This is a genomic window from Ollibium composti (genome assembly GCF_004801285.1).
GTDB classification, from domain to species: domain Bacteria; phylum Pseudomonadota; class Alphaproteobacteria; order Rhizobiales; family Rhizobiaceae; genus Mesorhizobium; species Mesorhizobium composti.
The window spans coordinates 15,728-41,893 of sequence record NZ_SSNY01000006.1; the positions used below are offsets into that span (position 1 = coordinate 15,728).

22 protein-coding genes are annotated in these 26,166 nt (G+C 64.4%); 13 read left to right on the top strand and 9 right to left on the bottom strand.

The genetic code is table 11. The annotated features are described in order from the left end of the window. Nucleotides 1–5 precede the first annotated feature (5 nt). From E6C48_RS11455 to E6C48_RS11470, 4 genes are all read left to right on the top strand, one after another. Complete coding sequence (locus E6C48_RS11455) at nucleotides 6–1,166, top strand: efflux RND transporter periplasmic adaptor subunit (protein WP_136357270.1); 1,161 nt, start codon at nucleotides 6–8, stop codon at nucleotides 1,164–1,166. Nucleotides 1,167–1,556: 390 nt separating this feature from the next. Then, the gene (locus E6C48_RS11460) at nucleotides 1,557–2,405 is read left to right on the top strand and encodes a MetQ/NlpA family lipoprotein (protein WP_136357272.1); all 849 of its coding nucleotides are present in this window, start codon (nucleotides 1,557–1,559) and stop codon (nucleotides 2,403–2,405) included. Between the two features lie 120 nt (nucleotides 2,406–2,525). Further along, nucleotides 2,526–3,641, top strand: coding sequence for a methionine ABC transporter ATP-binding protein (locus E6C48_RS11465; RefSeq protein ID WP_136357274.1), 1,116 nt, complete (start codon nucleotides 2,526–2,528; stop codon nucleotides 3,639–3,641). After that, nucleotides 3,622–4,278: a methionine ABC transporter permease gene (locus tag E6C48_RS11470; RefSeq protein WP_136357276.1), complete on the top strand. Its 657-nt coding sequence runs from the start codon at nucleotides 3,622–3,624 to the stop codon at nucleotides 4,276–4,278. The genes E6C48_RS11465 and E6C48_RS11470 overlap by 20 nt, the downstream gene beginning before the upstream one ends. Before the next feature lie 497 nt (nucleotides 4,279–4,775). On the opposite strand, the gene E6C48_RS11475 is transcribed toward E6C48_RS11470, so the two are convergent. Next, complete coding sequence (locus tag E6C48_RS11475) at nucleotides 4,776–5,438, bottom strand: TetR/AcrR family transcriptional regulator (protein ID WP_230978731.1); 663 nt, start codon at nucleotides 5,436–5,438, stop codon at nucleotides 4,776–4,778. 83 nt (nucleotides 5,439–5,521) lie between these two features. On the opposite strand from E6C48_RS11475, the gene E6C48_RS11480 reads away from it, so the two are divergent. Together E6C48_RS11480 and E6C48_RS11485 are read left to right on the top strand one after the other, a co-directional pair. Next, nucleotides 5,522–5,938 (top strand): carboxymuconolactone decarboxylase family protein, encoded by a 417-nt coding sequence (locus E6C48_RS11480; protein ID WP_136357279.1) that lies wholly within the window; start codon nucleotides 5,522–5,524, stop codon nucleotides 5,936–5,938. After that, nucleotides 5,935–7,146 carry an MFS transporter gene (locus tag E6C48_RS11485; protein WP_136357281.1) on the top strand — a complete coding sequence of 404 codons (1,212 nt, stop codon included), beginning with the start codon at nucleotides 5,935–5,937 and terminating at the stop codon, nucleotides 7,144–7,146. The genes E6C48_RS11480 and E6C48_RS11485 overlap by 4 nt, the downstream gene beginning before the upstream one ends. A gap of 11 nt (nucleotides 7,147–7,157) precedes the next feature. Here the strand turns inward: E6C48_RS11485 and E6C48_RS11490 are convergent, their stop codons facing one another. The 3 genes from E6C48_RS11490 to E6C48_RS11510 all read right to left on the bottom strand — a co-directional run bounded on the left by E6C48_RS11490 (nucleotide 7,158) and on the right by E6C48_RS11510 (nucleotide 10,468). Further along, nucleotides 7,158–8,081, bottom strand: coding sequence for a LysR family transcriptional regulator (locus E6C48_RS11490; RefSeq protein WP_136357283.1), 924 nt, complete (start codon nucleotides 8,079–8,081; stop codon nucleotides 7,158–7,160). Between the two features lie 343 nt (nucleotides 8,082–8,424). Further along, complete coding sequence (locus E6C48_RS11495) at nucleotides 8,425–8,874, bottom strand: universal stress protein (protein ID WP_136357285.1); 450 nt, start codon at nucleotides 8,872–8,874, stop codon at nucleotides 8,425–8,427. Between the two features lie 616 nt (nucleotides 8,875–9,490). Then, complete coding sequence (locus E6C48_RS11510) at nucleotides 9,491–10,468, bottom strand: glycosyltransferase family 2 protein (protein ID WP_168734513.1); 978 nt, start codon at nucleotides 10,466–10,468, stop codon at nucleotides 9,491–9,493. A gap of 57 nt (nucleotides 10,469–10,525) precedes the next feature. Here E6C48_RS11510 and E6C48_RS11515 point away from each other — a divergent pair, with 57 nt between their 5' ends. The 3 genes from E6C48_RS11515 (at nucleotide 10,526) to E6C48_RS11525 (ending at nucleotide 14,591) form a co-directional block, all read left to right on the top strand. Then, nucleotides 10,526–11,788, top strand: a complete 1,263-nt coding sequence (locus E6C48_RS11515; RefSeq protein ID WP_206086480.1) for a hypothetical protein — start codon at nucleotides 10,526–10,528, stop codon at nucleotides 11,786–11,788. After that, nucleotides 11,785–13,278: a lipopolysaccharide biosynthesis protein gene (locus E6C48_RS11520; RefSeq protein WP_136357288.1), complete on the top strand. Its 1,494-nt coding sequence runs from the start codon at nucleotides 11,785–11,787 to the stop codon at nucleotides 13,276–13,278. Before E6C48_RS11515 ends, E6C48_RS11520 begins: the two co-directional genes overlap by 4 nt. A gap of 68 nt (nucleotides 13,279–13,346) precedes the next feature. Beyond that, entirely contained in the window at nucleotides 13,347–14,591 is a 1,245-nt protein-coding gene (locus E6C48_RS11525) for a glycosyltransferase (RefSeq protein ID WP_136357289.1), read from the top strand. Here the strand turns inward: E6C48_RS11525 and E6C48_RS11530 are convergent. Further along, nucleotides 14,588–16,036, bottom strand: a complete 1,449-nt coding sequence (locus E6C48_RS11530) for a DUF4214 domain-containing protein (RefSeq protein ID WP_136357291.1) — start codon at nucleotides 16,034–16,036, stop codon at nucleotides 14,588–14,590. The two genes, E6C48_RS11525 and E6C48_RS11530, sit on opposite strands and share 4 nt — an antisense overlap. 37 nt (nucleotides 16,037–16,073) lie before the next feature. Continuing rightward, entirely contained in the window at nucleotides 16,074–17,351 is a 1,278-nt protein-coding gene (locus E6C48_RS11535; RefSeq protein ID WP_230978732.1) for a glycosyltransferase family 4 protein, read from the bottom strand. Nucleotides 17,352–17,544: 193 nt separating this feature from the next. Between E6C48_RS11535 and E6C48_RS11540 the strand changes: the two genes are divergently transcribed. Next, a complete protein-coding gene (locus tag E6C48_RS11540; RefSeq protein ID WP_136357293.1) occupies nucleotides 17,545–18,681 on the top strand; it encodes a glycosyltransferase family 4 protein in 1,137 nt (378 codons plus the stop codon). Here the strand turns inward: E6C48_RS11540 and E6C48_RS11545 are convergent. Next, complete coding sequence (locus E6C48_RS11545; RefSeq protein ID WP_230978741.1) at nucleotides 18,666–19,850, bottom strand: glycosyltransferase; 1,185 nt, start codon at nucleotides 19,848–19,850, stop codon at nucleotides 18,666–18,668. The genes E6C48_RS11540 and E6C48_RS11545 overlap by 16 nt on opposite strands. 294 nt (nucleotides 19,851–20,144) lie before the next feature. Between E6C48_RS11545 and E6C48_RS11550 the strand changes: the two genes are divergently transcribed. The 3 genes from E6C48_RS11550 (at nucleotide 20,145) to E6C48_RS11560 (ending at nucleotide 22,817) form a co-directional block, all read left to right on the top strand. Continuing rightward, entirely contained in the window at nucleotides 20,145–21,017 is an 873-nt protein-coding gene (locus E6C48_RS11550) for a glycosyltransferase family 2 protein (protein ID WP_136357297.1), read from the top strand. A gap of 12 nt (nucleotides 21,018–21,029) precedes the next feature. After that, entirely contained in the window at nucleotides 21,030–22,337 is a 1,308-nt protein-coding gene (locus E6C48_RS11555) for a polysaccharide biosynthesis/export family protein (RefSeq protein WP_136357299.1), read from the top strand. A 249-nt stretch (nucleotides 22,338–22,586) separates the two neighbouring features. Next, nucleotides 22,587–22,817, top strand: a complete 231-nt coding sequence (locus tag E6C48_RS11560) for a hypothetical protein (RefSeq protein WP_136357301.1) — start codon at nucleotides 22,587–22,589, stop codon at nucleotides 22,815–22,817. 135 nt (nucleotides 22,818–22,952) lie between these two features. On the opposite strand, the gene E6C48_RS11565 is transcribed toward E6C48_RS11560, so the two are convergent. Beyond that, entirely contained in the window at nucleotides 22,953–23,819 is an 867-nt protein-coding gene (locus E6C48_RS11565) for a sugar transferase (RefSeq protein WP_330998603.1), read from the bottom strand. A 99-nt stretch (nucleotides 23,820–23,918) separates the two neighbouring features. After that, nucleotides 23,919–25,748: a GumC family protein gene (locus tag E6C48_RS11570; RefSeq protein WP_136357303.1), complete on the bottom strand. Its 1,830-nt coding sequence runs from the start codon at nucleotides 25,746–25,748 to the stop codon at nucleotides 23,919–23,921. Nucleotides 25,749–26,166: the final 418 nt, after the last annotated feature.

A 26,166-nucleotide genomic window follows, 5' to 3' on the forward strand; every position in this document is an offset into this window, starting at 1 on the left:
AAACCATGCGCAACTTGAAACTCGGCATCAACGGAACGCTCATCGTCCTGGCGCTGGCCGGCGCCTACGGCCTCGGCCGGGACAATTTCGACATCTTCGGCAGCACCAGGGCCGGCGCCGCCACCGCCCCGGCGCAGGCACCGCAGGCGATGCCGGTGCCGGTCGTCGGCATCGTCAAGAAAACCATTCCGATCTATCTGGAGTATTCCGCCCGCACAGAGGCGATCCGCAACGTCACGCTGAAGGCCAGGGCTTCCGGCTACCTGAAGGAACAGCTCGCCGCCGACGGCGCGGACGTCAAGGCCGGCGCCCCGCTCTACCGGATCGACGCCAGCGACTACCAGGCCGCGCTCGACCAGGCGAAGGCACAAGTGCAGCGCGACGCGGCCGCGCTCGATTACCTGCGCGGCAAGCTCGACCGCGGCAACGCGCTGGCGACGAGCGGCTATCTCGCCAAGGACGGCTTCGACCAGCGCGCCAGCGACGTGCACCAGGCCGAGGCGGCGCTCGCCATGTCGCGGGCGGCCCAGCACACCGCCGAGCTCAATCTCGGCAACACCGAAATCTGCGCCCCCTTCGCCGGCCGGCTGGGCCGCAGCCAGGCGACGGAAGGCACGCTCGTCTCCAGCGCCGCCGGCACGCCGCTGAACGACCTGGTGCAACTGTCGCCGATCTACGTGACATTCAACCCGAGCGAGCGGGAACTGGCCGAGATCCGCAAAGCGCTGGCCGGTGGCACGGTAGAGGCCGACGTGTTCCTGCCGGGCGACGCCAAGCCGCGCCTGACGGGCGCGCTGACCTTCATCGACAACGCGGTGGAAAGCGGCACCGGCACCGTCGTCGCACGCGCCACCATCGACAATGCGGCGCTGGCGCTGCTGCCCGGCCAGTACGTGCACGTGCGCCTGCACATCAGCGAGCAGCCGGACGCGCTGATGGTGCCGCAGACGGCGCTGGGCTCCAGCCAGCTCGGCAAATACGTCTATGTCCTCGGCAAGGGCAACGTGGTCGAACAGAGGCTGGTGTCGCTCGGCCCCGTCGACGGCGATCTCGTCGCCCTCTCCTCCGGCGTCTCGGAAAGCGACCGCGTCATCGCCGGCAACCTGCAGAAAATCTTCCCCGGCGCGCCGGTACAGCCGATCGCCGAGGTCAAGCCGCAGTCCTGACAGGGCGGCGGCGTACACCCGATCCGCCTCGTTTTCACATGAGAGGACGAGGCAAAGCTGACTTTTGTCAACGACCCCACGCTGGACGATCCCGCCGCCCTGTGCGATGCCGACCTCAACGGCGGCACCCGCCGCGCCATCAGCCTCCACGAGGCGCGGCTATCGATCAGGCTACGTTCGGTGCCTTCGCTAGCCTGGTGTCTCGGCAAATAGGCCCCTCGCCTGCGCCGGATTTGATTGCCGCGCTGTCCACGCAGTTTGAGAAGATTTTCCCGATCCTGCCGGAAGTGGGAAATGCCGTTCTTTGTCAGCGGGCGCGGCATTCCCGATTTTAGGGGCAGAAGGTCCGCGCTGTCCGCGGTCGTTCATCCGAACAGGCAGGCAAACATCATGACTGAACTTTCCACGACGCTCGAGCGGTGGCTGCGGGGCACAATCACCAGACGGGCCGGCCTCGCCGCGCTCGCTGCGGCCGTGCTGGCCAGCATCGCTGCACCGGTCCCCACCTTCGCCGAAGACAAGACGACGGTGAAGGTCGGCATCATGAGCGGCGAGGACGAGGACGTCTGGCGCGTCGTCGTCGCCGAAGGCGCCAAGCGCGGCCTGACCATCGAGACGGTCCTCTTCAACGACTACACGCAGCCGAACGAAGCGCTGGAGCGCGGCGAGATCGACGCCAACGCCTTCCAGCACAGGCCCTATCTCGACAACCAGATCGAGGCGCACGGCTACCACATCGTGCCGGTGGGCTATACGGGCGTCTGGCCGATCGGACTCTATTCGAAGAAATACGCCAAGGCGGCCGACCTGCCGGACGGCGCCGTCGTCGGCGTCCCCAACGACCCGTCCAACGAAGGGCGCGCGCTGCGTGTGCTGCAGGACGAGGGGCTGATCAGGCTCGAGGACGGCGCCGGCATCCTCGCAACCGTCACCGACATCGCCGAGAACGCGAAGAACCTGGAGATCAAGGAACTCGACGCCGGCATCGTCGGCCGTTCGGTGGAGGATCTCGACGCCGCCGTCGTCAACACCGACTGGGCGCTGAAGAGCGGGCTGTCGCCGGAGAACCGCATCGCCCAGGAGAAGATCGCCGACAACCCCTACCGCAACTTCATCGCCGTCAAGACCGAGGCGAAGGACGAGCCGTGGGTCCGCACGCTGGTCGAGTCCTATCAGAACGACACCGTCAAGGCCGAGTTCGACCGCGTCTACAAGGGCACTGGCGTCAGCGCCTACTGAGCGCGCCCATCCGCCGATAAACCGACTGCTCCGGCCTGCGCCGACCTGCAGGCCGGAGCGTCCGCATTCGATGAACGCAACGGCCGCCCGCCATCCGGCGGTCGCCTCGAAAGGAACGCCATGCCGGTTGCCGACGCAGGACTTCTGCCGCCCGCTCCCGTCGCCGAGCGGCTGGCGGCCGACGCGTTTGCACCCGCCCCGTCCAACCCGGCGGGCGATGTCGTGCGCCTCACCGACATCCGCCGCAGCTTCGGCGCCACGGCGGCGCTGAACGGCGTCTCGCTCAGCGTGCGCAAGGGCGAGATCCTCGGCATCATCGGCCGCAGCGGCGCCGGCAAGTCCACCCTCATCCGCTGCCTGAACGGGCTGGAGCGGCCGGATTCGGGGCAGGTTCTCATCGAAGGGCGCGACACCACCAGGCTGTCGGAACGCGAGTTGCAGCCGCTGCGCCGGCGCATCGGCATGATCTTCCAGCATTTCAACCTGCTTTCGGCCAAGACCGTGGCGGACAACGTCGCGCTGCCGCTGAAGATTGCCGGCCAATCGCGGCGCGAGCGGCTGCAGCGGGCGGCGGAACTCCTCGATCTGGTCGGCCTGGCGGAAAAAGCGGGAAGCTACCCCTCCGCGCTGTCGGGCGGCCAGAAGCAGCGCGTCGGCATAGCGCGGGCGCTGGCGGCGCGGCCGGCCCTGCTGTTGTCGGACGAGGCGACTTCGGCGCTCGATCCGGAAACGACGCGGTCGATCCTGGCGCTGCTCAAGGACATCAACCGCCGGCTCGGCCTGACCATTGTGCTCATTACCCACGAGATGGAGGTGGTGCGCGCGATCGCCGACCGCCTCGTCGTCATCGACGCCGGCCGCATCGTCGAGGAAGGGCCGGTGTGGAAAGTGTTCGCCGAGCCGCGCTCGCACATCACGCAAAGCCTGCTCGAGGCATCGCGGCCGCGCCTGCCGCCGGCCATCGCCGGGCGGCTTTCCGACGTGCCGACCGGCGAGGCGATCCTGCGCATCGATGCGGCCGGCGAAGCGGCGGAGGCGCCGTTCCTGGCGCAACTGGCGGCGGCGGTGCCGGGCGGCTTCCGGCTGATCCACGGCGGCGTCGACCACATCCAGGATCATCCGGTGGCGAGCCTCTTCCTCGGCGTGGCGGCCGCGCATGCGTCGGAGGCCGTCGCCTTCCTGCAGGCCCGCGCCGTCAAGGTGGAACTGATCGGCCATGTCCAAGACGATGATTGACCTCTTCCTGCGCTCTCTGTGGGAGACGATCCTGATGACCGGCGCCTCCGGCTTCATCTCGCTCGTCGCCGGCCTGCCGCTGGGGCTGGCGCTGATCGCGACGGAGCGCGGCGGCATCGCCGAGAACGTCTGGCTCAACCGCCTGCTGGCCGCCATCGTCAACGGCTTCCGCTCGGTGCCCTTCATCATCCTGCTTGTCGCGCTGATCCCGCTGACGCGGCTGATCGTCGGCACCTCGATCGGCACATGGGCGGCGATCGTGCCGCTGTCGATCGCCGCCACGCCCTACTATGCGCGCATCGCCGAAGTGTCGCTGCGCGAGGTCGACCATGGGTTGATCGAAGCCGCACGCGCCATGGGCGGCAACCGCTGGACGATCGTGCGCGAAGTGCTGGTGCCGGAGGCGCTGCCCGGGCTGGTCGCCGGCTTCACCGTCACGCTGGTCACGCTGGTAGGCGCCTCTGCCATGGCCGGTGCGATCGGCGCCGGCGGCCTCGGCGACCTCGCCATCCGCTATGGCTACCAGCGCTTCGAAACCGCGGTCATGACCTGGGTGGTGATGGTGTTGATCGTCCTCGTCTGCGCCCTCCAGTGGCTGGGTGACAGGCTGGTCGCCAGACTGGACCACCGCGGCTGAACGCGAGGATGGCGCGGCGTTCGCTTCGAAGAAGAAAAACAAATTGAACTTTGACGAAGCAAGATCAGGGCGGCCATTGTTCTGTTATCTGCATTTTTCAAGCAGATCCTAAATTTCTCATGGCATCGACCTCAAAGAGGAGACGGTAGCCAGTCTCGATCCACGAGAGTATCGAGACGACCGGCCCATTCGCTCCAGGATCCGTCGTAAAGCGCACCCTGCGGCAGCCCGGCCAGGCACATGCCGAGCGTCAAGAAACGCGCACGCAATTCTTCCGGTGATCGGAAAGTGCCGTCAGGACAGAGCAGGTCCGTATAGGGCACGCTTACGGTACCTGGGATATGACCGCTACGCATTCCCACGCGCGGCTCGGAGGCCAGGCCGGAAAACGCGCGGCTGCATAAGCTTCCAGTACTAGCTCGGCCGGGCTGCGCGCCGTTATCGAGATATTGAAGGCATGACCGTTGCCATGCTGCTTCGGGCATATCTGACGATGCTCAGCCGCTTGAGCCATACCGTGCCATCATCATCATGACGGCTTCCTCAACGACCCTCTGGCATTCGGCCGAAGAAGGCGGTTCCCCAACGCCGACCACACGCAGCCACAGCAAGGGCTCGTTGAGCAGACCAAGAAACTGGCGGGCAGCAAGCTCAGCATCGGGGATGTCGAGAGACCCGTTCTCATTGATCTGTTGCAGATAGTCGATCAGGGCACGCATCGCTGGCGCCTTCCCGGCCTCGAAGAAATTGCGCGGCAGGTCGGGAAAGCGCATGCCCTCGCTGATGACCATGCGAAGGAAGGCGACCGCCACGGGCGGCTCCCAGAATTCGACCACAGCCCTGCCGAGCCGGCTGAGACCGACGGCGGGATCGCCTAGCGCCTCCTTGTCGGCCGCGATCCCAACCACGGGGAAATCCCGCCAGACACGCTCGACGGCAGCCGAAAACAGCGCCTCCTTACTCTCAAACTGATTGTAGACCGTTCGCCGTGCGGCGCCCGACTCTTTCGCGACAAGGTCCATGCTCGCGCCCTCATAACCGTGGGCGAGGAAGACACGCGTCGCTGCTTCCAGAATGGCATCCCGCTTAGGCATCTCCGCGCGAGCGGCGGCCTTGCTTGAGGAAGCGGTCTTCACCGAACGGGCGCGCGAAACGACCAAGGCAATCTTCTCCTGTTGACTGCACTGCACTGTGCAGTGTAATTACTCCAACACTGCACTGTGCAGTGCATAGGAGATACACGATGTTAGACGAAATTGCCACCACGCCCCGCTCAGATGAACGCTTCAAGCAGGGTTGCGAGCGGTTTATGGCCGTCACCGGATTTCCGGCGCAGGCCTTTCTCGACAACCTCAAGGACAGTTCTCCCGATTTCGGACGCTATCTCATCGAATGGGTCTTCGGCGATGTCTATGGCCGCGACGACCTCGATCTCAAAACCCGAGAACTCGTGGTCATAGCGGCTGGCGCCGCCCTCGGGGCAACCGGTATCGACGTCCTCAAATTTCATATTCCCAATGCGATCCGCGTCGGTGCAACCCGCGAGCAGGTTTTCGGCGCCCTTATCCAGGTTTCCATCGTTGCCGGCATCCCGATCGCGTTGGCGGCAATCACAGCGGCAGGACAAATCCTGTCCGATGTTAACGGAGCCGTCGAATGACCGCGGCGCCATCCAATCACAATCTGGGGACGCCAGTGATCGTCCTCATGGCGGTCGCTTCGGCGCTTACCGTGGCCAACGTCTATTTCAATCAGGCGCTGCTTCCGGCCATCGCGACGGATTTCGGCATCAGCCCGCGCGAGGTCGGGCTTATCGCCACGTTGTCACAACTCGGCTACGCTCTCGGCATCGTTCTCGTCGTGCCCCTTGGTGATCGAAACGAACCGCGATCTCTCGTTCGCATTCTGCTCATCGGCGTTGCCGCCGCGTTGGCGGCGGCAGCCTCTGCCCCGAAGCTGAGCATCCTGGCGGGGCTGAGCATCGTCATTTGCATGGGCACCTGCGTTCCGCAGATCGTCTTGCCGCTGGCGGCCGGCTTGACCCGTCCCGAACGGCGCGGGCGCGTCATCGCGTCGGTGCAGACGGGCCTCGTGCTCGGCATTCTGCTCTCGCGCACACTGGCAGGCATAGGTGCCAACAGCTTTGGGTGGCGCCCGGTCTACATCATCGCGGCCGGCCTCATGCTCTCGTCGGCGATCGTCCTGCCGATGGTGCTGCCCCGGCGAGGCGCTCTTTCGGCAACGGTGGCCTATCTCACGCTGCTGGGCTCGCTATGGGGTCTTGTCTGCCGTGAAGCGAAGCTTCGCCTGTCTTGTCTGCTCGGCGCCGCGATCTTTGCTGCCTTCTCGGCCTTCTGGACGACGATTCCGTTCCGGCTGCAACAACCCCCGTTCAATTCCGATCTCGCGGGCGTCGGCTACTTCGCCCTATGGGGCGGCATCGGCGGGTTGGCCTCGCTGTTCGCCGGCGGGCTGATCGATCGTTTCGGGCAGGATCGAGTAAGTGTGGCCGCCGTCGTGCTCGCGGCAGCGAGCATCGTCCTCGGCGCCATCTGGCCAAGCAGCTACATAGCGTTGGTCGCCAGCGGAAACCTGCTCAGTTTCGCGCTGTCTGCCGGCCAGATCGCCAATCAGGCACGCATCTTCTGCCTCGGCGCGGAAATCCGCAGCCGCCTCAATACCATCTACATGGCCTCGACCTTCGCGGGCGGCGCCATCGGCAGTGCCGGAGCGGGCATTGTATGGGCCTCGCACGGCTGGACCGGCGTTTGCGGCTTCGCTCTCATCTGCGTGGCGGTGGCCGCCGCCTCCCTTGCGGGAGCGGGGATCACCACTCTTCGAACGCGCAGCGCCAACGGCGAAGCGTGAATCGCCAGCTGCTATTTGCAATATGTTGATTGGCCAGGATGCCAGGAGAGGCGCTCACTGGCGCGCAGCAGGAAATCCCTGACGTAAACGACGCGCGGATGGCGCAGTGCCCCCTTGTTCCAGGCGAGGTACAGGGTATTGACCGGAGGCTCTTGCAAGGTCGGCAGCTCCACAAGTTGCCTGGACGACAGCGTGTCTTCGCAAAGGTAGTCCGGCAACACCGTCCATCCAGCACCGGCCTTGGCCATCTCAAGAAGGAGACGCAGATCGGGAGCGGTCGCGGCGGCCCTCATGTCCGGGGTTATACCGAACACATGCCGGAAGAACTCGCGGATGAGGGGCAGGTGCTCGTCATAGGCGACGCAAGGCAGGTCGCGCAGCAGGAGGTCGGTCACGGTCCGGGCCTTGACTCGTTCCGCAATGGTGGGGACCGCCACCAGCAACAGCCGCTCCCGACCAAGTTCGGCAAAGCCGTATGCCTTATGCCCGGGAAGCGAAGCCGTAACCGCAAGGTCAGCGTGCCCTTCATCCAGCGCGGCATATATATGCTCCCGATTTCCGGTCTGGATGCGTAACCGCAAACCTTCCGCGATTAACGGCGCCAGCGCCGGTGCCACGCGAAGCGAGAGATACTCGGCCGGCCCGGCCAGATGCAGCGTGCCGGTGAGATGGGCGGAGCGGGCCTGAGCGGCCACCATGGTCGCTTCGATCCCGTCGAGGTTCTCGGCGATAGCCCGGGCGAGGTCGTCGGCCGCAGGCGTCGGCGCGACGCCGCGCGCCTTTCGGATGAACAGCGGTTTGGCCAGCATCGTTTCCAGCGATGCTATATGCGCCGAGGCGGCCGGTTGGGTGATCCCAAGCCGCTGAGCGGCACGCGTCAGCGAACCCGCCCGATAGGTGTCAAGGAATGTGCGCAGATAGATCAGGTGATTCATTGCACGTCGCCAAATGGCATGCGTGGCGAGCCTGGTTCGATTGAATGAACTGAAGATCCGCCTTGGCCGAGGCACCTCGGGGGATCATAAATCCACCGTCTTTTGGAGAAAGCAGCCGAGGCCTGTGTTCCCGCATAACCAACGGCGTCGCCGATGGGCAAGTTCACGCCGGCCGACGTCGACGGGCTCGACGAGGGAACGGTGTCGGACAACGCGCGGACGGTGCCGACGACCGCATCCGAGAGGAGATAGCTGCACCGGCCGGGAGGCGCGACGGTCGAACCTGGAAGATGCCGCCGCTCACGGCACGCGCCCGCACCTTCAATCGCGAGGAGCCTTCGGCTCAGCGCACGACCAGCACGGGTGTATGGCTGTGCGCCAGCACCTCCGCGGTCTGGCTTCCCATCAGCATTCGGCTGACGCCCCGCCGCCCGTGGGAAGCCATCACGATCAGGTCGCAGTCATAGCCCGCGGCGGTTTCGAGGATCGCCGTGGCAGGATGGGCGTTTGCTACGTGAACCGTATTCGCGTCGAGCCCCAACTTGCCTGCCTCGGCCTTGACCGCCGACAGGATTTCAGCCGCGAACCGCTTCTGGCCCTCGTCGTATCGCTCGTAGTCGACAGGGCTTCCGACCCATCCGGAGCTTGTTGTCGCACCTTGTATGGGAAACCGTTCGGTGGCGATCACGACCGTCACTTTGCTGCCGAGGGCCTTTGCCAGAGACAGGCCCTGCCCGACGCCGCGCTGTGCCAAGTCTGAGCCATCGGTGGTGATCAGGATATGGTTGTACAAGGCTCGTCTCCTTCCGTACCGATCTCCCACTACGGCAAGAGGTAGGCATCCGCCGCCTATCCGACAAGCGGGTTTGCAGGATGTGGCGATACTCAAGCAAGCAGCCGCTTGCTGTACCCGTCCAAATTTCAACACGCCCGTCATTTCCGTAATGAATGCCCCGTGCGACGGGCTGTCATTTTGACAGCGGTGCCTCAGGGTCTACCATCCCGTTCGGTGCGGAGCCATGCGGGCTGCCGGCGCCGGAAAAGGAAATGACGATGTCCGAAGGAATGTATCCGACCTCCACCACAGAGCTTGCAAGGAAGCGTCGGGAACTCGCGCCCGAAACGGAAACGGCTTTCCAGGCGTTCAGCCAGAAGATTTTCGCGGAGGGCGCTTTGGCTTGCGTGTGTCCGGGACACAATTCAGCATTCAACGAACGAGGGTAAAATGAGGGAACTTGTCGTCACCGAATTCATCAGCGTCGATGGCATTCCGAGGTGGAGAAATTGCCGGACGTGACATGGAACGATGGGATGAACAGGTTCAAGGAGGAGGAACTTGCCGATCCCCATTCCATAGGGAACCACAATCCCGACACGGCAGGCACCGTGAGCGGCGCTGGAATCGCGCGTCAGCTCCGCCAGGATGCTTCGACGAAAATCTCTCGCGCCCGGGAAAGAACGCCCTTCGTCCGGAACAGGTGGCCGATCGGAGGCAGGATCGCCAGACGCGGCAGGAGACCGAAAGCAAGCCGGAACAGGCCCGCAGCCTCGCGATACTTGGCTCGAACGAGGTGCGACACGGCGGACCAATAGGCGTCGCGCGCAAGGCTCGCCCGCGCGAGCGCACGCAGCCTGTCGGATTGGCGCCCGTCCATGGCCCCGGTCGACAGGAACTTGTCGATCGCACCGTAAAGGGATTCCAGAAAGAGCCTGAAATCCTGCCAGTAAGCGCTGGAAATATTGTTGCTGTGCTCCTGCTGGATTCCCTGGACGGCGTCCGTCCTGGCGACATCTCCAAGCGCGGCCAGCCGCATCAGCATCTCGCGATCGCAGGTGAACGGCAGATCTTTCCTGTAGTGGCCGGCGCGTTTCTGGATGGTGGTGCGGACCACCGTAAAGTCGACAAAACCTTGCCGGGGGTGGCGGCAGATATTCTCGATGAATGCCGGACCGGAAACGACCGTCCAGACTGCAGGCTTCGCGGCGGACAGTTCGTCCGGCACCGCATTTCCGGCGCTGACGATATGCCCTCTGCCTTGCGCGACGGACACGGCGGGATTTTCTTCCAGGATGGCGATGGCGCGCTTCAGGCTGCCGGGCGTGAGCATGTCGTCGGCGCACAGTATCGTGAAGTAGTCGGCCTGCGCCTCATCGATCCCTTCATTGAAGGAGGCGACAACCCCGACATTGACCGGATGCGCGATGATCCTGATCCGAACGTCCGTCGCGGCCAGAGCGCGGGCCACTTCGAGACTGTCGTCGGTCGATGCGTTGTCTATGACAAGCACCCGCATGTTTTCGACATCCTGCGACAGCACGCTCCCGATACAGGCGGGCAGGTAGCGCCCGTATTGATAGTTCGGAATGATGACGTCGATGCTGGACACTGGCACGCTCCTCCCTGTCGCGGATCGTCTGCCGGTGGCGCTGGCGTGCGGACGTCGATGCGCCGACTGACCTCTGTCGTAGAGACGCCGAGACCGTCCGTCCACTCCGTCAAAGGTGGATGGGGGTTACCGCTAATTTCGGGATCGGTCAGCCGAATCCAGGGGTGGTATCGTCCGGCATATGAAATCGCGATGAGTTCCCGAACGTGCTGGAAAACGGGGGAATGCATGTCACTGAGAGCCGGCGACTGGGTGGAAGTAAGATCCAGAGAAGAAATCCTCAGCACCCTCGACAGGAACGGCCGGCTTGAAAACCTTCCTTTCATGCCGCAGATGCTTCAATATTGCGGCAAGCGCTTTCGCGTCTACAAGCGCGCGCACAAGACCTGCGATACGATAAACTTCGCCGGTGGGCGCAAATTGCCGGGCGGCATCCACCTGGAAAACCTGCGCTGCGACGGCGCCGCCTTCGGCGGCTGCCAGGCGGCGTGCCTGATCTTCTGGAAGGAGGTATGGCTGAAGCCCGCCGACCAGCCGGACGACGCAGCCGTCATGCCGGCGGCGACGGGCTGCACGGAAGCCGACCTGCTTGCAGGCACGCTTGCCGCGGACCAGCCGTCGGTCGGCGGCCCGCGATATTCATGCCAGGCCACCGAGGTCCTGGAGGCGACCACCCGCCTTCCCTGGTGGGATGTGCGCCAATACGCGGAGGATCTCACATCCGGAAACGCCAGCGCGTGGCGCCTGCTGACGGGGTCCATCTACGCCGCGGTATTCACCCTGTATTGCTACCTGCCCAGTTTCGGCCTCGGCGGCCAGGCGAAGCGCTTCACCCGCGCCTATGACGCAGCCCAACGCCTTTACGGCGGCATTCCCTTTCCGCGCTATCGGGGGACCATCCCGGCGGACCAGCAGGCCCCGAGCGCCACGCTGGATCTCCAGCCCGGCGAACTGGTCAGGGTCAAATCCTATGAGGACATCCTCAGCACGATCGACGTGAACAACAGGAACCGCGGCCTGTCCTTCGATGCGGAGATGGTTCCCTATTGCGGTCGGACCTTCCGGGTCCGCTCGCGCGTGACCACCTTCGTCAACGAGAAGACCGGGCTGATCAACAGGCTCCGGGGACCGGCCGTCATACTGGACAACGTCTGGTGCAATTCACGCTACAGCGACTGTCGCATGCAGTGCCCGAGGGCAATTTTCCCCTGGTGGCGCGAGATATGGCTCGAAAGGGTGACCGGCGACACATCCAACACAGGAAGTCAGGCGCGGGCGGACCGGGAAGAGACACGCACGCCTGTTGCGAGCGCCTCATGAAGGACGACATCCTGTCCGCCAAACGCGGCCACCACAGCCTCAAGGGCGAAGCCGTTCAAAGCGGCCTCGCCCGCATCGTGAGCCAGGGGGTGAACCTGATGCTGCGGGTGGGCTATATCGCCATACTGGCGCGGCTGCTCAGCCCCAGCGATTTCGGCCTGGTCGCGATGGTGGTTGCGCTCACCGGCATCTTCGACGTCTTCACCACGGCCGGGCTTTCCTCAGCGACCATCCAGAAGGACGAGATCTCGCATGCCGAGGTCTCGGCGCTGTTCTGGGTCAACATACTCGTCGGGACCCTGCTGATGCTTTTGTGCGCGGCAAGCGCCTACTTCATCTCCGGCTTCTACCACGACCCGCGCCTGATCTGGATCACCGTCGCGATCGCTCCGGGTTTCCTGCTCAACGCGGCAGGCGTGCAGCATGCCGCCCTGCTGGAGCGCAATCTGCGCTACGTCACCTTGAGCGGGATCGAAACCGGCGCGCTGTGCGCGGGCGTGGTGACGGCCGTCCTGCTGGCATTGAGCGGCTACGGCTACTGGGCGCTGATCGCCCCGACCCTCGTCTCCCCGGCTGTCAGCAGCCTGGGCTGCTGGATCGCAACGGGATGGATCCCCGGCCTGCCCCGGCGCGATGCCGATATCCGCTCGCTCCTGCATTTCGGCGGGGTCGTCACGCTGAACAATCTTGTCGTCTATGTCGGCTACAACGCCGAGAAGGTCCTGCTCGGGCGGTTCTGGGGCGCCGGCTCGCTCGGCCTGTATACCCGCGCCTTCCAGCTCATCGGCATTCCGACGGCCACGATCAACAGCGCCGTCGGCGCTGTCCTGTTCTCCGCCTTGTCGCGCATTCAGAACGATCCCGCACGCCTGCGGAGCTTCTACCTCAAAGGCTACTCGATCGTCATCGCGTTCACCGTGCCGATCACGATGTTCTCCTTCGTGTTCGCGCACGAGATCGTCACGATCGTGCTCGGCCCGAAATGGACGGAGGCGGCGACCATCTTTCGCCTGCTCGCCCCGACCATCCTGGTGTTCGGGATCATCAACCTCACCTATTGGCTGCTGATCGCGACCGGCAAACAGAAGCGCAGCCTCTACATGGCCTTCGTCATCGCCCCGCTCGTCATCACGTCCTACTGCATCGGAATCTCCTTCGGTCCGGAAGGGGTGGCCCTGAGCTACTCGACGGCCCTGGTGCTGTGGCTCTATCCGCACCTGGTCTGGAGCCTGCACAACACGCCGGTCTCGGTAGGGGACCTGCTCGGAACGATCGTCAAGCCGTGGATAGCGGGAACGGCTGCCTCGGCCGGCGCGCTGGCCGTCCAGCACTATCTCGGTCCGGAATCTCCGGCGCTTCTGCGGCTCATTGCGGGAGGCGCGGTGCTGGCGGGCATATACGGTTTCGTCCTGCTGTTCGTCCTTGGACAGTTGACCCTGTTCCGGGACGTGCTGCTGAGCTTTCGGCGAGAGGCGCGGGCCGGCGCGTGAAGCCACCCGGACCACCGCGACCGGGGTCATAGCCCGGTGTTGGAAATCAGAACTCTCCGGGGGGAGAAATGGCAGTCCTGGCAATCGTCCACAGCTATCCCTACGACGCGTTCTTCGGCGGCGACGGAGCCTACGTCCAGGCATTCGGGCAATATCTCCTGCGAACGGGCCACGAGGTCCACGGGTTGGTATCCGACATGACGCGCGGGAGAAGAAATCCGATCGGCAGGAGCGTCTACGAAATAGAGAAATATTCTTCGTGGCAGGTCCGCAACAGCCTCCGATTGAACCGAAGGACGTTCCTCGCGGCGGAGCAGCTTGGTCCGGCAAATCTGGCCGGATTGCTTCTTGGAAAGCGCGCCGCGCCGGCCGCCGGGATGACCGAGCAGGATTTCCCCGCAGCGGAAATCCGGTGGGTGGAGGAACGCATCGAGGCGCTCGGGCCGGACGCGGTGATCCTGTTTCACGACGCCGTGCATTTCGCTCCTTTCCTCGCGCGCAACGGCCACCGGATCTTCTCGCTCGTCGGCCACCTCAAGCAACGCCACGGCACCTCGCACCGAAAGCCGCAGCGAAGGGCAGACGAGACCGCGGCAGGGGAAACGGGATTGGTCCGCTCGCTGAAGGCGGCCGATTGTGTCGGCCTCAACAGCATGGACGATGTATCATATGCCCACGACCGACTCGGCATAAAGCGCGTGATCTCGCTCGGCATGGGTTACGGCGCCTACAGGAAGCAGTCCGACAGCGACGAACCCGTCGTCCTCTTTGTCGGAAACGCGACGACGCCCAATCATGCCGCGCTGTCGTGGTTCCTGTCGGAGGTCTGGCCGTCCGTCCGGACCGCATGCCCGACGGCAAGGTTCCGGGCCGTCGGAACCGCAGCCCTCGCGCCCGAGATCGCGTCGGTGGACGGTTTCGAGCGCGTGGGGCCGCTCCCAGACCTCGCGCCCGAATACCGGCGCGCCCGGCTTGTCGTGGCTCCGCTCGTCTCCGGCTCGGCCGGCGTCAAGGTCAAGGTGGCCGAGGCGATGTCCTACGGCCGCCCGCTGGTGACGACCTCGATCGGGGTCGATGCTGGCGACGCCAATCAACTCGACGAAGGAGCGATCGTGGCGGACGGCGCCGCCGACTTCGCGCGAGCGGTCATCGCGCTGCTGAGCGATGCGGACCTCCGGCGCCGGAAATCCGAAGGAACAGCGCGTGTCTTTGCCGAGCTCTTTTCCTGCGACGCATGCTACGGCCCGTTCCTGTCCTGGCTCGGCAAGGATAGCCGGGCGGCGGCAGACAGGCCGTCGCCGGCATTGGCCTAGTTCGCCGCCTGGGCTTCGGGGACCGCCTTTGTGTTCTCGGCCAGATAGGTGGAATATTTCGTCGCGAACTCGCTGGACGTCACGAGGCCGAGGGCGACGGACTCGCGCGTCATCACTCCCGTCCTCAGTTGATCGGAGTAGATGTTAAGCCCCGCCCCGTCGGCCTCGCGGCCCAGAAGCAGATGGTAGACGAAACGGACGTAGGCGCGGTCGGCAAGGCCGACGATGGCGTATTTCTCCATGAATTCCCGCGTCTGCATGAGTTGGACCATCATGTTGGGAACGTTGACCTTGCCCTCGTCCAGCGCCGCGGACCAGCGTTCGATGTCCTCGGCATTCGCCTTGCGCCCAAGGATCAGGCAATGGGAGAAACTCACCTTGCGGATTGTGAAGGTGACGATCCCGTCGCTGTCGGCGAGGTCGCAGTCGCGCCGCGGCTCACGCATGGGCTGCGGTCCGCGGATCAGGTCGCGGGCGGCGACGTAGGCGGCTTTGGGTCCCGCCGCACGCCACCCGTGTTCGGCCGAGCCGACGAGACGGACCAGCCCCATCGACGCCTCGAAGTCCGGCGCCCAGTAGGTTTCGTCCAGGAGCTCGTAAACATAGGCGGCTTCCACCTTGTACCTGCGTTGCAGCGCGCGCAGCCGCATCATCGACTGCGCCAGCCCCTCGGCCTGCTGCTGCTCGCCCGAGCGGCTGCCGTATGGATTGTTGAATTCCGTGACCCAGATCGGCTTGCCGTAGCCGGCGAGCACCTTGAAGGCGGGCTCGGGGTCCTCTCCGTACATATGCCATACCGAGATGTCCCACGCGATGCCGTCGCGCTTCATCCGCTCGAAGGCGCCGGTGTGACCCCATCCCGCGGTGCCGATCGCCTTGCGGATGCCGGGATCGACTTCCGTCATGCCGTCGGAAAGTCCCTTCAGGACGGCGCTAACCTTGGCCCAGCGCGGACCGAAGTAATCCAGCGCGCTGGCCCCGCCGGCCAAGCCCCATGCACAGGGATATGTGGTGCCGTCGTCGCGCTTCTCGCAGGGCTTGATGATGGCGTAGTTCTCCATCTCGTTGCCCAGCTCCCAGGTCCGGATCTCGCCCTTGAACCGGGAGCCCAGCGCGACGGCGAGCGTGCGCGCCTTGCCGTAGAGGTCTTCGACGCTGTCCTTGTCGAGGTCGATGTCACCGGGCGTGATGACAGGCAGCACCTCTATCCCTCGCTCCCTGCCCTCCGCCAGGACTGTGGCAAGGCTGTCCGCAGACGAAGCGTCGGAGACGTTGACGCGATAGGACTTCATGCCAAGGTCTTCGAGGTAGTCGAACTGGCGCTCGATCGCGATGCCCGGATAGGCCGTGATGGGATGGCCGTTGACCCCCCATAGAAGATCTGCGGCGGCGGGCGAGGCCAAAGAGAGGAAGCAGGCGGCTGCGGTCAGTACGGGTTTCAACATTGCGGCACCTTTGGTTCTCAGCGATCGGCGCCCGTCCTCATCGAAGATCGAACACGCCGAAATCGGCGTCGACCTCCACCATGAGTTCGAGGTATTTCCAGGCGATCCAACGCCAGGAATAACGGCTCGCGCGGATTTCCCCCTTGGATATCAGCCATTCGCGCAAGGTCGGGGCGAGCATGAGCAGGCGAACCTTCTCGGCCCACGAAGGAAGGTCGTCGGGGTCGGCGTAGAGCGCGCAGTCGCCGCAGATTTCGGGAAGGCACGGAGAGGTCGAGGCGATCACCGGGCAGCCCGAGGCCATCGCCTCGACGGCGGGGAGGCCGAAACCCTCGATGCGGGACGGAAAGAGAAAGCAAAGCGCGCCCTCGAGCGCTTTCTTGAAATCGTCGTCGCCGATGCGGCCGAGAAGGACGATGTTGTCCGGCACGTTCGGCGCGTAGCGGCGAATCGTGGCCTCGTCGACATCGCCCATCATCCACAGGTCGAGGCCGATCTCGTCGAGGAACGGGGCCAGCCTGACGAGCAACTCGGTGTTCTTGTAGTCCTGGTCCCGCCTGCCGAGGCATAGGACATAGGGCCTGCCACCGGCGACGTTCAACGACGATCCTTCCGCGTTCCAGCGCTGCGCGTGCTCGCTTCCGTTATAGGTGACGACGATGTTGTCCTCGGGCGCGATGCCGAACGCCACCAGATGGCTGCGCGAGAACTGCGAGACGGTGGTGATGCGGGCCGCGCGTCTACCGAGCGCTGGCAGGATCAGGCGATGGGCCCATCGGAATCCCCAGCCGTAGCTTGCCGGCATCAGCCTCGTGTGCATGTCGTGGATGCAGGCGATCTGGTGCCTGACCGCCACGGGCGCGAGGTTGCAGAAGCTCAGCAGCCCGCCCGGCACATGCCGGGGCAGTTGCGCCTGCACCCAGAACTGCGGCAGCCGCGGCCTGCTGAACTCGGGAACGAGCCGCACGGGAATGGTGTCGAGAGGCAGAGGTTCGGAAAGCGGCCGCGGCACGACGAGATCGATATCGAGGTCGCGGGCGAGCGGATGGCCTTCCAGAATGAGGGCGTCGAGCGCCATCGTGACTTCGCGGGCATAGCGCGCCACGCCGGTCGGCCTCAGCGTCGTGAAGTCGCCGTTTATGGTCCAGCGCCGCCGCTGCGCTTCGCGCTCCGTCCGCGCCGGTCGGGGATGGCCGATCAACACCTTGGCTTTTGCCACGAACGAATCCACCAGCGGGGTGTCGCCGTGATGCCCGTTCAGTTCCGAGGGCATTCCCAGCGGCATCGACTTTGCCCTGACCTCGGGCTTGCCCATGTCTATCTTCCCGGTCTCTCGGCATTCCGGGGCACACTAGCATTGCGGCAGGCACGACGATCCTCAGACGTTTGGGGTAAATCCGCGATTCGATCTCGCCTTTCCGGATGACGGACCACCTGCGGGACAGCACGATGGCCATGGTGACGCGGCTCGCCCATAGCCCCACACTGCCGGCGCGAAGGAGTGCGCGATGGCGCGGCGCTGGACGATCAACGGACGGTTTCTTTGCCAGCCGACGACAGGCGTGCAGCGCTATGCCCGCGAGGTCGCGCTTGCGCTCGATATGCTGGTCGCCGAAGGCGTGCCGCTGGCGCGCGGCCTCGAACTCGACCTGTGCTGTCCGCCCGGCGCCAGCGACCTGCCGCTCTCTCACATCGAGCGTCGCGAGGTCGGCAGAGCAGGCGGCCACATCTGGGAGCAGGTGCAGCTTCCCCTGTCCGTCGACGGCGGGCTGCTCTCGTTCTGCAACACCGGACCGCTTGCCTGCCGCAAGCAGATCGTCTGCATCCACGACGCGAACGTCTGGAACGCCCCACAAAGCTATTCGCTTGCCTTCAGGAGTTTCTACAAGGCCCTGCTGCCATGCCTCAGCAGGACCGCATGGGGCGTTTCGACCGTATCGAACTATTCACTGAGCGAGCTGGTCGGCCGTGGCGTCGTTCCCGCGCGGCGGGCGTTCGTCGCCCCGAACGGGCACGAGCATGTCAAGCGATGGACGCCCGGACATTCTGAGGCGACACGACCGGCGGCTTCGCGCAAGACCATCGTGATGATCGGCAGCGCCGCCCCGCACAAGAATGTGCACCTCGTCCTCGAAATGGCGGGTCGTCTCGCCGAGAACGGCTTCAGGATCGCGGTCGTAGGCATCCCGGACTCTCGTATTTTCCGATCGGCGCCGACTAAGGCCGAAGCACGGAACATCCACTGGCTGGGCCGCGTTTCCGATGGCGAGCTGGCGGCGCTGCTCAGGGACTCGCTCTGCCTGGCCTTCCCCTCCCTGACGGAAGGCTTCGGTCTTCCCGCCCTCGAAGCCATGGCGATCGGCTGCCCGGTGGTGGTTTCCGACCGGGCCTGCCTGCCGGAAGTCTGCGAAGACGCCGCTTTGTTCGCGCCTCCTGACGATCCGGAGGCTTGGTTCGACCGCTTCATGCAGCTCGCCGCTTCCGAACCGCTACGGCTGCGGATGACGGCGAAGGGGAAGGCGAGAGCTTCCGCCTATAGCTGGAGAACCACTGCCATGCGCTATCTCCAGGCCATGAGCATCGCTGACGGCATCGATGTGGAAGCGACGATCGTCAGGGCTCGCGAACCTCACGCCATGTCGTGAAGTTCGCGGACGGCCGCCAGCGATTCCAGAATGGCGTGGTCGAAATTCTGCTCGGAAAAGCGCTCGGCGTTCCTGGAGCAGGCGTATGGCGCGATCTTGTCACTGTTCAGCTCGAACCATTCGACCGCCTCCTTGAGCTGGCCGACCGTCTGGGCCTTGAAAAGCACACCCGTCGGCTCAGGCGCCGCGCCAAGGCGCCGCACGATGTCGACCGCTCCGCCGCGGCCGAAGGCGATCAGCGGCGTGCCACAGGCCTGCGCCTCCGCCAGCGCGATGCCGAAGTCCTCGCAGCCGGCGAAGACCATCGCCTTCGCCCGCGCGACGACGTCGATATAGTCCCGCCGCGGCAGGTAGCCCGAAAAGCTGATGTTGGGGCCGGCGAGCCCGCGCAGAGCGGCCGATTGCTGGCCTTCGCCGACGATGACCAGCCGTCGCGACGGCATCTCGTTGAAAGCGCGGATGACGAGATCCGTGCGCTTGTAGGGAGCGAGAAAGGAGGCGCAGACGTAATAGTCGTCCTTGTCTTCGACACAGGGCAGTTCCGCCAGCGCCACCGGAGGGAAGACGACGCGCGCGTCGCGCCCATAGATGTGGCGGATGCGGGAACGGACATAGTTGGAATTCGCCAGCATCAGGTCCGGACCGTGCGCTGTGCGCGTGTCCCATGTCCGGAGGCGATGCAGCATATAGCGGTAGAGCATGCCCTTCGGCCCGAAACCGAGCCCGCCCTGCTGGAGATAGGAGAACTGCTCGTCCCAGGCGTAGCGGACGGGGCTGTGCACATAGCAGAGGTGCGGCTGGTCCGGCCGGGTTATCACGCCGCGCGAGAAGGCGGCCGAAGACGAGATCACCGCGTCGAATCCCGTCACGTCGAACTGCTCGATCAGGAAGGGGCAGAAGAAAAAGAGGGATCGATAGAATTTCCGCACCATGGGCAGGCGGTTGGCGGCGGACGTGTGGAATTCCACGTCGCGGAAATACTGCTCCTTCACCTCGGCCGGAAGGAAATCGAAAAGCGTGAAAACCTCGGCGTTTGGAAACTGCTTGCAAATCTGCGCCAGCACCCGCTCGCCACCGCGGAAATTGGGACACCAGTCGTGGACGACCGCTATCCTGGCGTCGCTGCCGCCACTTGGCTCCGTAACGGGCGACAGCGCCCCGGCAGGCATGTCGACCCTGGACGCGAGCGCCAGATCGGAAGAGTGTTCGTGGAGCATGGTTGTCGCCCGGCCCTGGAAGCCTGCACTCTCCATGCCATGCCGGCATGCCGGCAAGTCGTCCGATCGGCTAGACGGTGCCGAAGGCGGCAAGCCGTCTCATCCTTATGGATGCAGCCGGCTGCCGGAGATACCCCGAAAGCCGGTGCCGGGAGGTAGGACGGGGCTGCGCCGTCTCCCTTTATGCAGGCTGCTTCGCCCCCTCTCGCAGGTCTAGGGTTTGGCGGGATCCAACAGGGACCGGCCATGAGGCTTGCAGTGATCATCCCGACCCTCGGCCGCAACGGCCAGGCGGCGCGCCTCGTCGACTATCTGGGCGACCAGACGCGGCTTCCCGACGAGGTCATACTGACGGTGCCCGAGGCAACGCATGTCGACCTGCCTGCGGACCTTCCCTTTCCCGTCTCCCTCGTTTCCGGGCCAAAGGGGCTTGCCGCGCAGCGGAACACCGCGTTGGCACCCGCGATGAGGCGCTTCGACATCATCACGTTCTTCGACGACGATTTCGTGCCGTCGGGCCAATACCTGGAACAGGTCGAGACGGCCTTCACGGAAAACGCGGACTGGGCGGTGGTGATGGGCAGGGTCGTCAGGGACGGCGCGACGAATGCCGGCCTCGGCTGGGAGGAGGCGGAGGCCGCCCTGCGGGAATCCGGCACCGAAAGGTATGACGGCCCGCCGGTGGTCGACCATGTCGGCGCCTACGGCTGCAACATGTCCTTCCGTTCCCCCCTCATCGGCGACCTGCGCTTCGACGAACGCCTCGTCCTTTACGGCTGGCAGGAGGACATCGACTTCACCAGCCAGATGCGCTCCAGGGGGCGGGTCGTGTGCGTGACCTCGATCAGGGGCGTCCACCTCGGCATCAAGTCGGGGCGCGTCAGCGGCAAGCAGTTCGGCTATTCACAGGTCGCGAACGCGATCTACCTGGTCCGCAAGGGCACAGTTCCCGCCTCCTTCGCACTTCCCCTCATGTTCAGGAATATCGCCGCCAATCTGGCGAAAAGCCTGAAGCCGGAATCGTATGTCGACAGGCGAGGCAGGTTGATGGGCAACCTGCTCGCGATCTACCATGTCGCGACGGGACGAATCGAACCCGAATACATCCTGAAAATCTGAGGTGGAAAGACCATGCGGAAGTGGCTTGTGACGATGGCGGCTGCGCTGGCGGCAACGACCGCCTGCAGCCTGCCGACGACCGCCGCCGAGTATCTCCTGGGCCCACAGGACAAGGTCAGGCTCAAGGTCTACGAGTGGCGGGCATCGCGCGACGTCATTTTCGAGTGGACGGCGCTCAACGATGATTTCACCGTCAGCGCAGACGGGACGCTGTTCGTTCCGTTCGTCGGCCAGATCCGGGCACAGGGAACCGCTCCCGGCGAGCTCGCCCGGGCGATCGGCGACCGCCTGATGCAGCAGATGGGGCTCAGCCGGCCGCCGGACGTCGCCGTCGAGATCGCCCAGTACCGGCCGTTCTACATTGTCGGCAACGTCGCGCAGCCGGGCGAATTCCCCTTCAGGCCCGGACTGACGATCCTGCAGGCGATGGGAATTGCCGGCGGCCTGAGGACGCGCGACGAGGACCTCCCGAGGCTGGAACGTGAAATGATCACCGGCCAGGGTGATATCGACCTGCTGTCGCAGTCCAGCTTCAGCCTGCTCGCCCGCAAGGCGCGGCTGGAGTCCGAGCAGGCCGGCAGCGACGATATCTCCTTTCCTGCGGAACTGACGCAGAGGGCCTCCAATCGGACGGTCGCGGTGGCGATGGAGCAGGAGCGCAAGATCTTCACGGTCCGCAGGGACGCGATGACCACGCAGCTCCGCTCACTCAACGAGCTCAAGGATTTCCTTCAAAAGGAACTGGACTCGCTGGAGCAGCAGCTGACTTTCCACGACAAGCAGATTGAACTCGTCCAGAAGGAACTGGCAGGTGTGTCGACCCTTGTCGGGAAGGGATTGGCGGCTGCGCCGCGGGAGCTTTCCCTCGAAGGCACGGTCGCCCGGATGCAGGGCGACAGGCTGGCGGCCGAGACGTCGCTGCTGCGGGTCCGCCAGGAGATCAGCAAGACCGACATCGAGATCCTCAATCTCAACAACCGCAACGCCAACGAGATCGCGGAGGCATTGCGTGAGACGCAGCAGCAGCTGAACGAGATGGCCAGCAAGACCGACACGGCCGTGCAACTGCTTCACGAGACCGAAGTGACAGCCCCCGCGCTGCTTGCCATGCAGGAACGCTCCGAAAGGGCCAGGCCGGTCTTCAAGATCGTCAGGGCGACGGCCACCGGCTCCGAAGAGATCGATGCCGACGAGACGACGCCGGTCGAGCCGGGCGATACGATCAAGATCGAAATTCCCGAGCCGCAATCGGGTATGGCCGTCCTGCCGGCGGCCAGCGGCATGCATGCGGAGATGCCGGCGGCTCAGGATACCAACTGATCGAGCACGTCCGAGAGCGGCAGCGGTGACGAACTGCTATCGCCCGTGCCACTGGAAAAGCACTGGCCCGCGCCCAATGCACAGGGGATCGTTCGGGCTTGGCCCTTGCCTTGAATTTTAGGGCCGCATATCAGTGCGATCCAATCGCTTGCGCATCCGCTCAACGGCGATTCGCCCGGCCCCAGAAACCGTCGGCCGCGTCCCGCCGAATTGCAGCGATCCTTGTCGTGTCACAAACTGGAGGTATCCGTGCTCCTGAGTGTGATCGCCGTAGCGGCGGCGGGCGTTCTTGTGGGATTGCGGTTCAAGGCGCCCGCCCTGATCGCCACGACGGCGGTGCTCCTGGCTGGAAGCCTTGTTTGGAACGGCCTCGGCTTTCCGGGCCACGTGACGATTTCAAGATTCCTGATACTGGTTTTCGCCCTGGCCTGCGCCTATGTCGTCGGCCTGCTTTTGTCGACACGCGGGCGGCGACCCTAGATCGTTTCACCGTTTCACGGAAACGGCGCAACGATCTATCTCTTTGTTTTAGCCGCATTTGTGCGACGCCAGACGATTCCGTCTGGCTGCAAAATGCTCTAAGGGTGAAAATCGAACCCGGACAGCGAGGGAACGTCAGGACGTCCTATCGAAGCGCATCACGGCGAAGATGGTCCTGAACAGGATCGAGACGTCCAGCCAGATCGACCAGTTCCGGACGTATTGGCTGTCCAGTGCGACGCGGCTGGCATAATCGACGCTGCTTCGCCCGCTCACCTGCCAAAGGCCGGTCAATCCCGGCCTGCCTTGCAGGTATTCGCTGAGATGATCGCCGTATTGCGGCAGCTCGTCCTTCACGATCGGCCTAGGGCCGACGCAGCTCATATCGCCGCGAATGACGTTGAAGAGCTGGGGGAGTTCGTCGAGGCTGGACTTGCGCAGCATCCGCCCGAGCCGCGTGACGCGGGGATCGTTCCTGATCTTGTGGGTGTTTTCCCACTCCAGGCGGATTTCCGCGTCGGTTTCGATACAGGTCTTCAGCACCTCGTCCGCATTGCAGACCATCGACCGGAATTTGTAGCACCGAAACGGCTTTCCGCCGCGCCCCACGCGGGTATGGGAAAACACGGTCGGGCCACCCATCGTGAACCGGATCAGAAGGGCGACGAGGATCATCACGGGAGCCGCCAGCGCCAGCGCGGTGGTGGCGATGACAAGATCCATGAAGCGCTTCGAGAGGCCGCCGACAACCGGATTGACCATGCCTGGCCCGGGCGCGGGCGTCAGATCGTCCAGCATGACGCCGGCATTGCTGAAATCGGACGAGGATATGGCGTTCACTGCCGCCGTCCGATTTTCTGCATCGTCGAGAGAAAAGGAGTGCACCCAGATCGGGGCATGTGGATGCAGATGTTTTTCGAAGGCGTTTGTCATGGGACGAGGCCCGTTCGAATTCGGTCTCCCCACTTTTCCAAGGCCACGGCATTGGAGCAAGAACAGCAAAGGAGGTAGCGGAAATCTCCAACTCTATCCTCCCTAATCCCAAGGAATGATCCCCTTGGCGATTTTGGGGGTTCCGGCAGGAAGGCCGGAGCGATGTGTTCAGGTCCGGCGCTGCAGGAACGTCGCCGCACGGGCTCTCGTCAGCAGCACGCCGAGGATGGGGCTCCGGCTGGTTTGCAGCGTTCTCGTCAGGTCCCGCAAGGTGTCCAGGTGCGTCTCGCCGCATTCGGCGACCATGACGACGCCGTCCAGGATCGATCCGATTTTCAGCAGGTCGGCACCGGAGGCGAGCGTCGGCATGTCGAGGATGACGATATCGTAGGCGCAGGAGGGAAGGTCGCAGGCCGTCAGCTCCGACAGGAAGGCCTCCATGTTTTTCGGCATCAACAGTTTTCTTGCGTCGATCACCGGCCCTGGAAGCAGGTCGAACGACCGACCCGGACAACTCGTGATATTCAGCCAGGCGGGATCCTGACACGGTCCACCATGGGTGCCTGAGGGGCCAAGAAGCCTGGCCGTGATCGTGTGCTGAACGTCGGCATCGATCACCAGCGTCTTCAGGCCGGACATCGAATAGAGAGCGGCGAGATTGCCGACGACCGAACTTTTCGAGCCGCCATCGGACGCTGCGGTCATGCCGAGGAACCTGATGGGGTGGTCCGTCTCCGCGAGACTGATTTCGGTGCGCGCTTTCCGAAGGCTGCCGGTGTATGGAGCATGGGGTTTCCTGAGCACTTCGTCGATGCGGCCGGTCTCTCGCCGCCTGCCAATGCGCGGCAACTCGCCGACACATTCGACCCCCAAGTTTTCACGGATCTGCCGCGCCGACCCGACTGTCCGATCGAACATATGCCTAACGAAGGACAGGCCGATCCCGAAAGCCAGTCCGGCGACCGCCGCGAAGGCCAATACCAGCTTCGGCTTCGGCGCACTCGGGGAGAGCGGCGCCGTCGCCTCGGTGATCACACGCGCGTCGGCAACCGGATACGATTGCTGGCTCACCGAATTGGTGTAGGCCTGCAGGAAGCTCTCATACATCTTCTGGTAGGTTTCGGCCGTCGTCTCCAGCTCTTCCAGGGTCGGAACGCCGCTCCCCCCGCCCTTGGCCCCAGCCTCGTCGCCGACGCTGTAGTCGTGCCGCGACCGGAACTCCTGCGCCTTCGCCATGGCCTTGTTCATCTGGTCGCGTAGCTGCTCGAGACGAGTCTCAAGCCACGCGCCGCCCTGCTTGGCGGCGTCCGCCTTGGTTTCAAGCTGCTCACGCACGAAGGCATCGGCCGTGGCGTTGGCAATCCGTGCCGCGGCCTCTGCATTGAGCGAGGTGAAGGAGATGTCGATGGCGTAGGAAACGCCCACCCGGCGGACGTCGAGGCCACCACGAAAGGTCAGCATCGCGAGCCGGCTCTTCTCGTATTCGCTGGGATTTGCCGGCGCGGCTTGCAGGACGAAGCCAAGATGCCGCCGAAGCCAGGCGAACCACATCTTGTCCCGCAGTCCCAAAGCCTCGACGAAGGTCGCCCCGAACCTCCTGACCCTCTGCAGCAAGGGCAGTTTCTGCGGGCGATTGAAATCGGGATCGTCAAGGAGCTTGAGCTGGTCGATGACCATCGTGGCGATCTTTTCAGATTGCATCACTGCGATCTGGCTCTCCATCTGGGCAGTGTCCAACGACAGGTTCACCTCGCCTGCGTCCTGGAGGTGCTGCGACACTCTGGGTTCTATCAGGATCTGCGTGCTGGCGGTGTAGGTCGAATCGGTCGTCGATACGTAAAACAGCGCTATCAGCAGGGCTGCCGCCAGCGAGACGGCAATCGTTCCGACATAGCGCCCGAGAAACCCTATTATGTCGGAAAGACCGATGAACTCCTGGTCGGCGGCAGGCAGCTGCTCGATCGCGGAGGGCCATCTGTGCGGAAACGCGCGGTCCATTCTTCCTCCTGCGGGCGTATCCCACGATTGCGGGCGCGCAGGCAGGATGCCGTTGACCGAAACCCTATCCCGGACCGCCCGGGGGAGGAGACTACGCCCGGCCTCAGGGAGGTAAACGCAGCCAATCGGCGTAGGGGTCTACACCTTAGGGGACGGGAAAAGCGGGACAGTCCCGCCTTCGCTCCGTCCGGACAGCCACCCGAGGCGTCGTGCGTCGACAGTCTCGCGAAATACAGTATTCGGCATAGTGCAGGCCACCTTCGACCGGAGCGGGGGCAGACCGGCCTTCCAGGATAGAATCCTCCGACGCTCCGGCGAGATGGCCATTCGGCGGGCGGCCGACATGCCTCTATCGGATGAGGGAGCACGCGCCGCGGAGCGGAGTTATCCGAATTCATGAAGAGGCCCGTGTCCGGTC

Bases quoted from the DNA above. Each gene is read 5' to 3' on its own strand.
- E6C48_RS11455 (WP_136357270.1), top strand. From the start codon at position 6: ATGCGCAACTTGAAACTCGGCATCAACGGAACGCTCATCGTCCTGGCG.
- E6C48_RS11460 (WP_136357272.1), top strand. From the start codon at position 1,557: ATGACTGAACTTTCCACGACGCTCGAGCGGTGGCTGCGGGGCACAATC.
- E6C48_RS11465 (WP_136357274.1), top strand. From the start codon at position 2,526: ATGCCGGTTGCCGACGCAGGACTTCTGCCGCCCGCTCCCGTCGCCGAG.
- E6C48_RS11470 (WP_136357276.1), top strand. From the start codon at position 3,622: ATGTCCAAGACGATGATTGACCTCTTCCTGCGCTCTCTGTGGGAGACG.
- E6C48_RS11480 (WP_136357279.1), top strand. From the start codon at position 5,522: ATGTTAGACGAAATTGCCACCACGCCCCGCTCAGATGAACGCTTCAAG.
- E6C48_RS11485 (WP_136357281.1), top strand. From the start codon at position 5,935: ATGACCGCGGCGCCATCCAATCACAATCTGGGGACGCCAGTGATCGTC.
- E6C48_RS11490 (WP_136357283.1), bottom strand. From the start codon at position 8,081: ATGAATCACCTGATCTATCTGCGCACATTCCTTGACACCTATCGGGCG.
- E6C48_RS11515 (WP_206086480.1), top strand. From the start codon at position 10,526: ATGCGCCGACTGACCTCTGTCGTAGAGACGCCGAGACCGTCCGTCCAC.
- E6C48_RS11520 (WP_136357288.1), top strand. From the start codon at position 11,785: ATGAAGGACGACATCCTGTCCGCCAAACGCGGCCACCACAGCCTCAAG.
- E6C48_RS11525 (WP_136357289.1), top strand. From the start codon at position 13,347: ATGGCAGTCCTGGCAATCGTCCACAGCTATCCCTACGACGCGTTCTTC.
- E6C48_RS11530 (WP_136357291.1), bottom strand. From the start codon at position 16,036: ATGTTGAAACCCGTACTGACCGCAGCCGCCTGCTTCCTCTCTTTGGCC.
- E6C48_RS11535 (WP_230978732.1), bottom strand. From the start codon at position 17,351: ATGGGCAAGCCCGAGGTCAGGGCAAAGTCGATGCCGCTGGGAATGCCC.
- E6C48_RS11540 (WP_136357293.1), top strand. From the start codon at position 17,545: ATGGCGCGGCGCTGGACGATCAACGGACGGTTTCTTTGCCAGCCGACG.
- E6C48_RS11545 (WP_230978741.1), bottom strand. From the start codon at position 19,850: ATGCCTGCCGGGGCGCTGTCGCCCGTTACGGAGCCAAGTGGCGGCAGC.
- E6C48_RS11550 (WP_136357297.1), top strand. From the start codon at position 20,145: ATGAGGCTTGCAGTGATCATCCCGACCCTCGGCCGCAACGGCCAGGCG.
- E6C48_RS11555 (WP_136357299.1), top strand. From the start codon at position 21,030: ATGCGGAAGTGGCTTGTGACGATGGCGGCTGCGCTGGCGGCAACGACC.
- E6C48_RS11570 (WP_136357303.1), bottom strand. From the start codon at position 25,748: ATGGACCGCGCGTTTCCGCACAGATGGCCCTCCGCGATCGAGCAGCTG.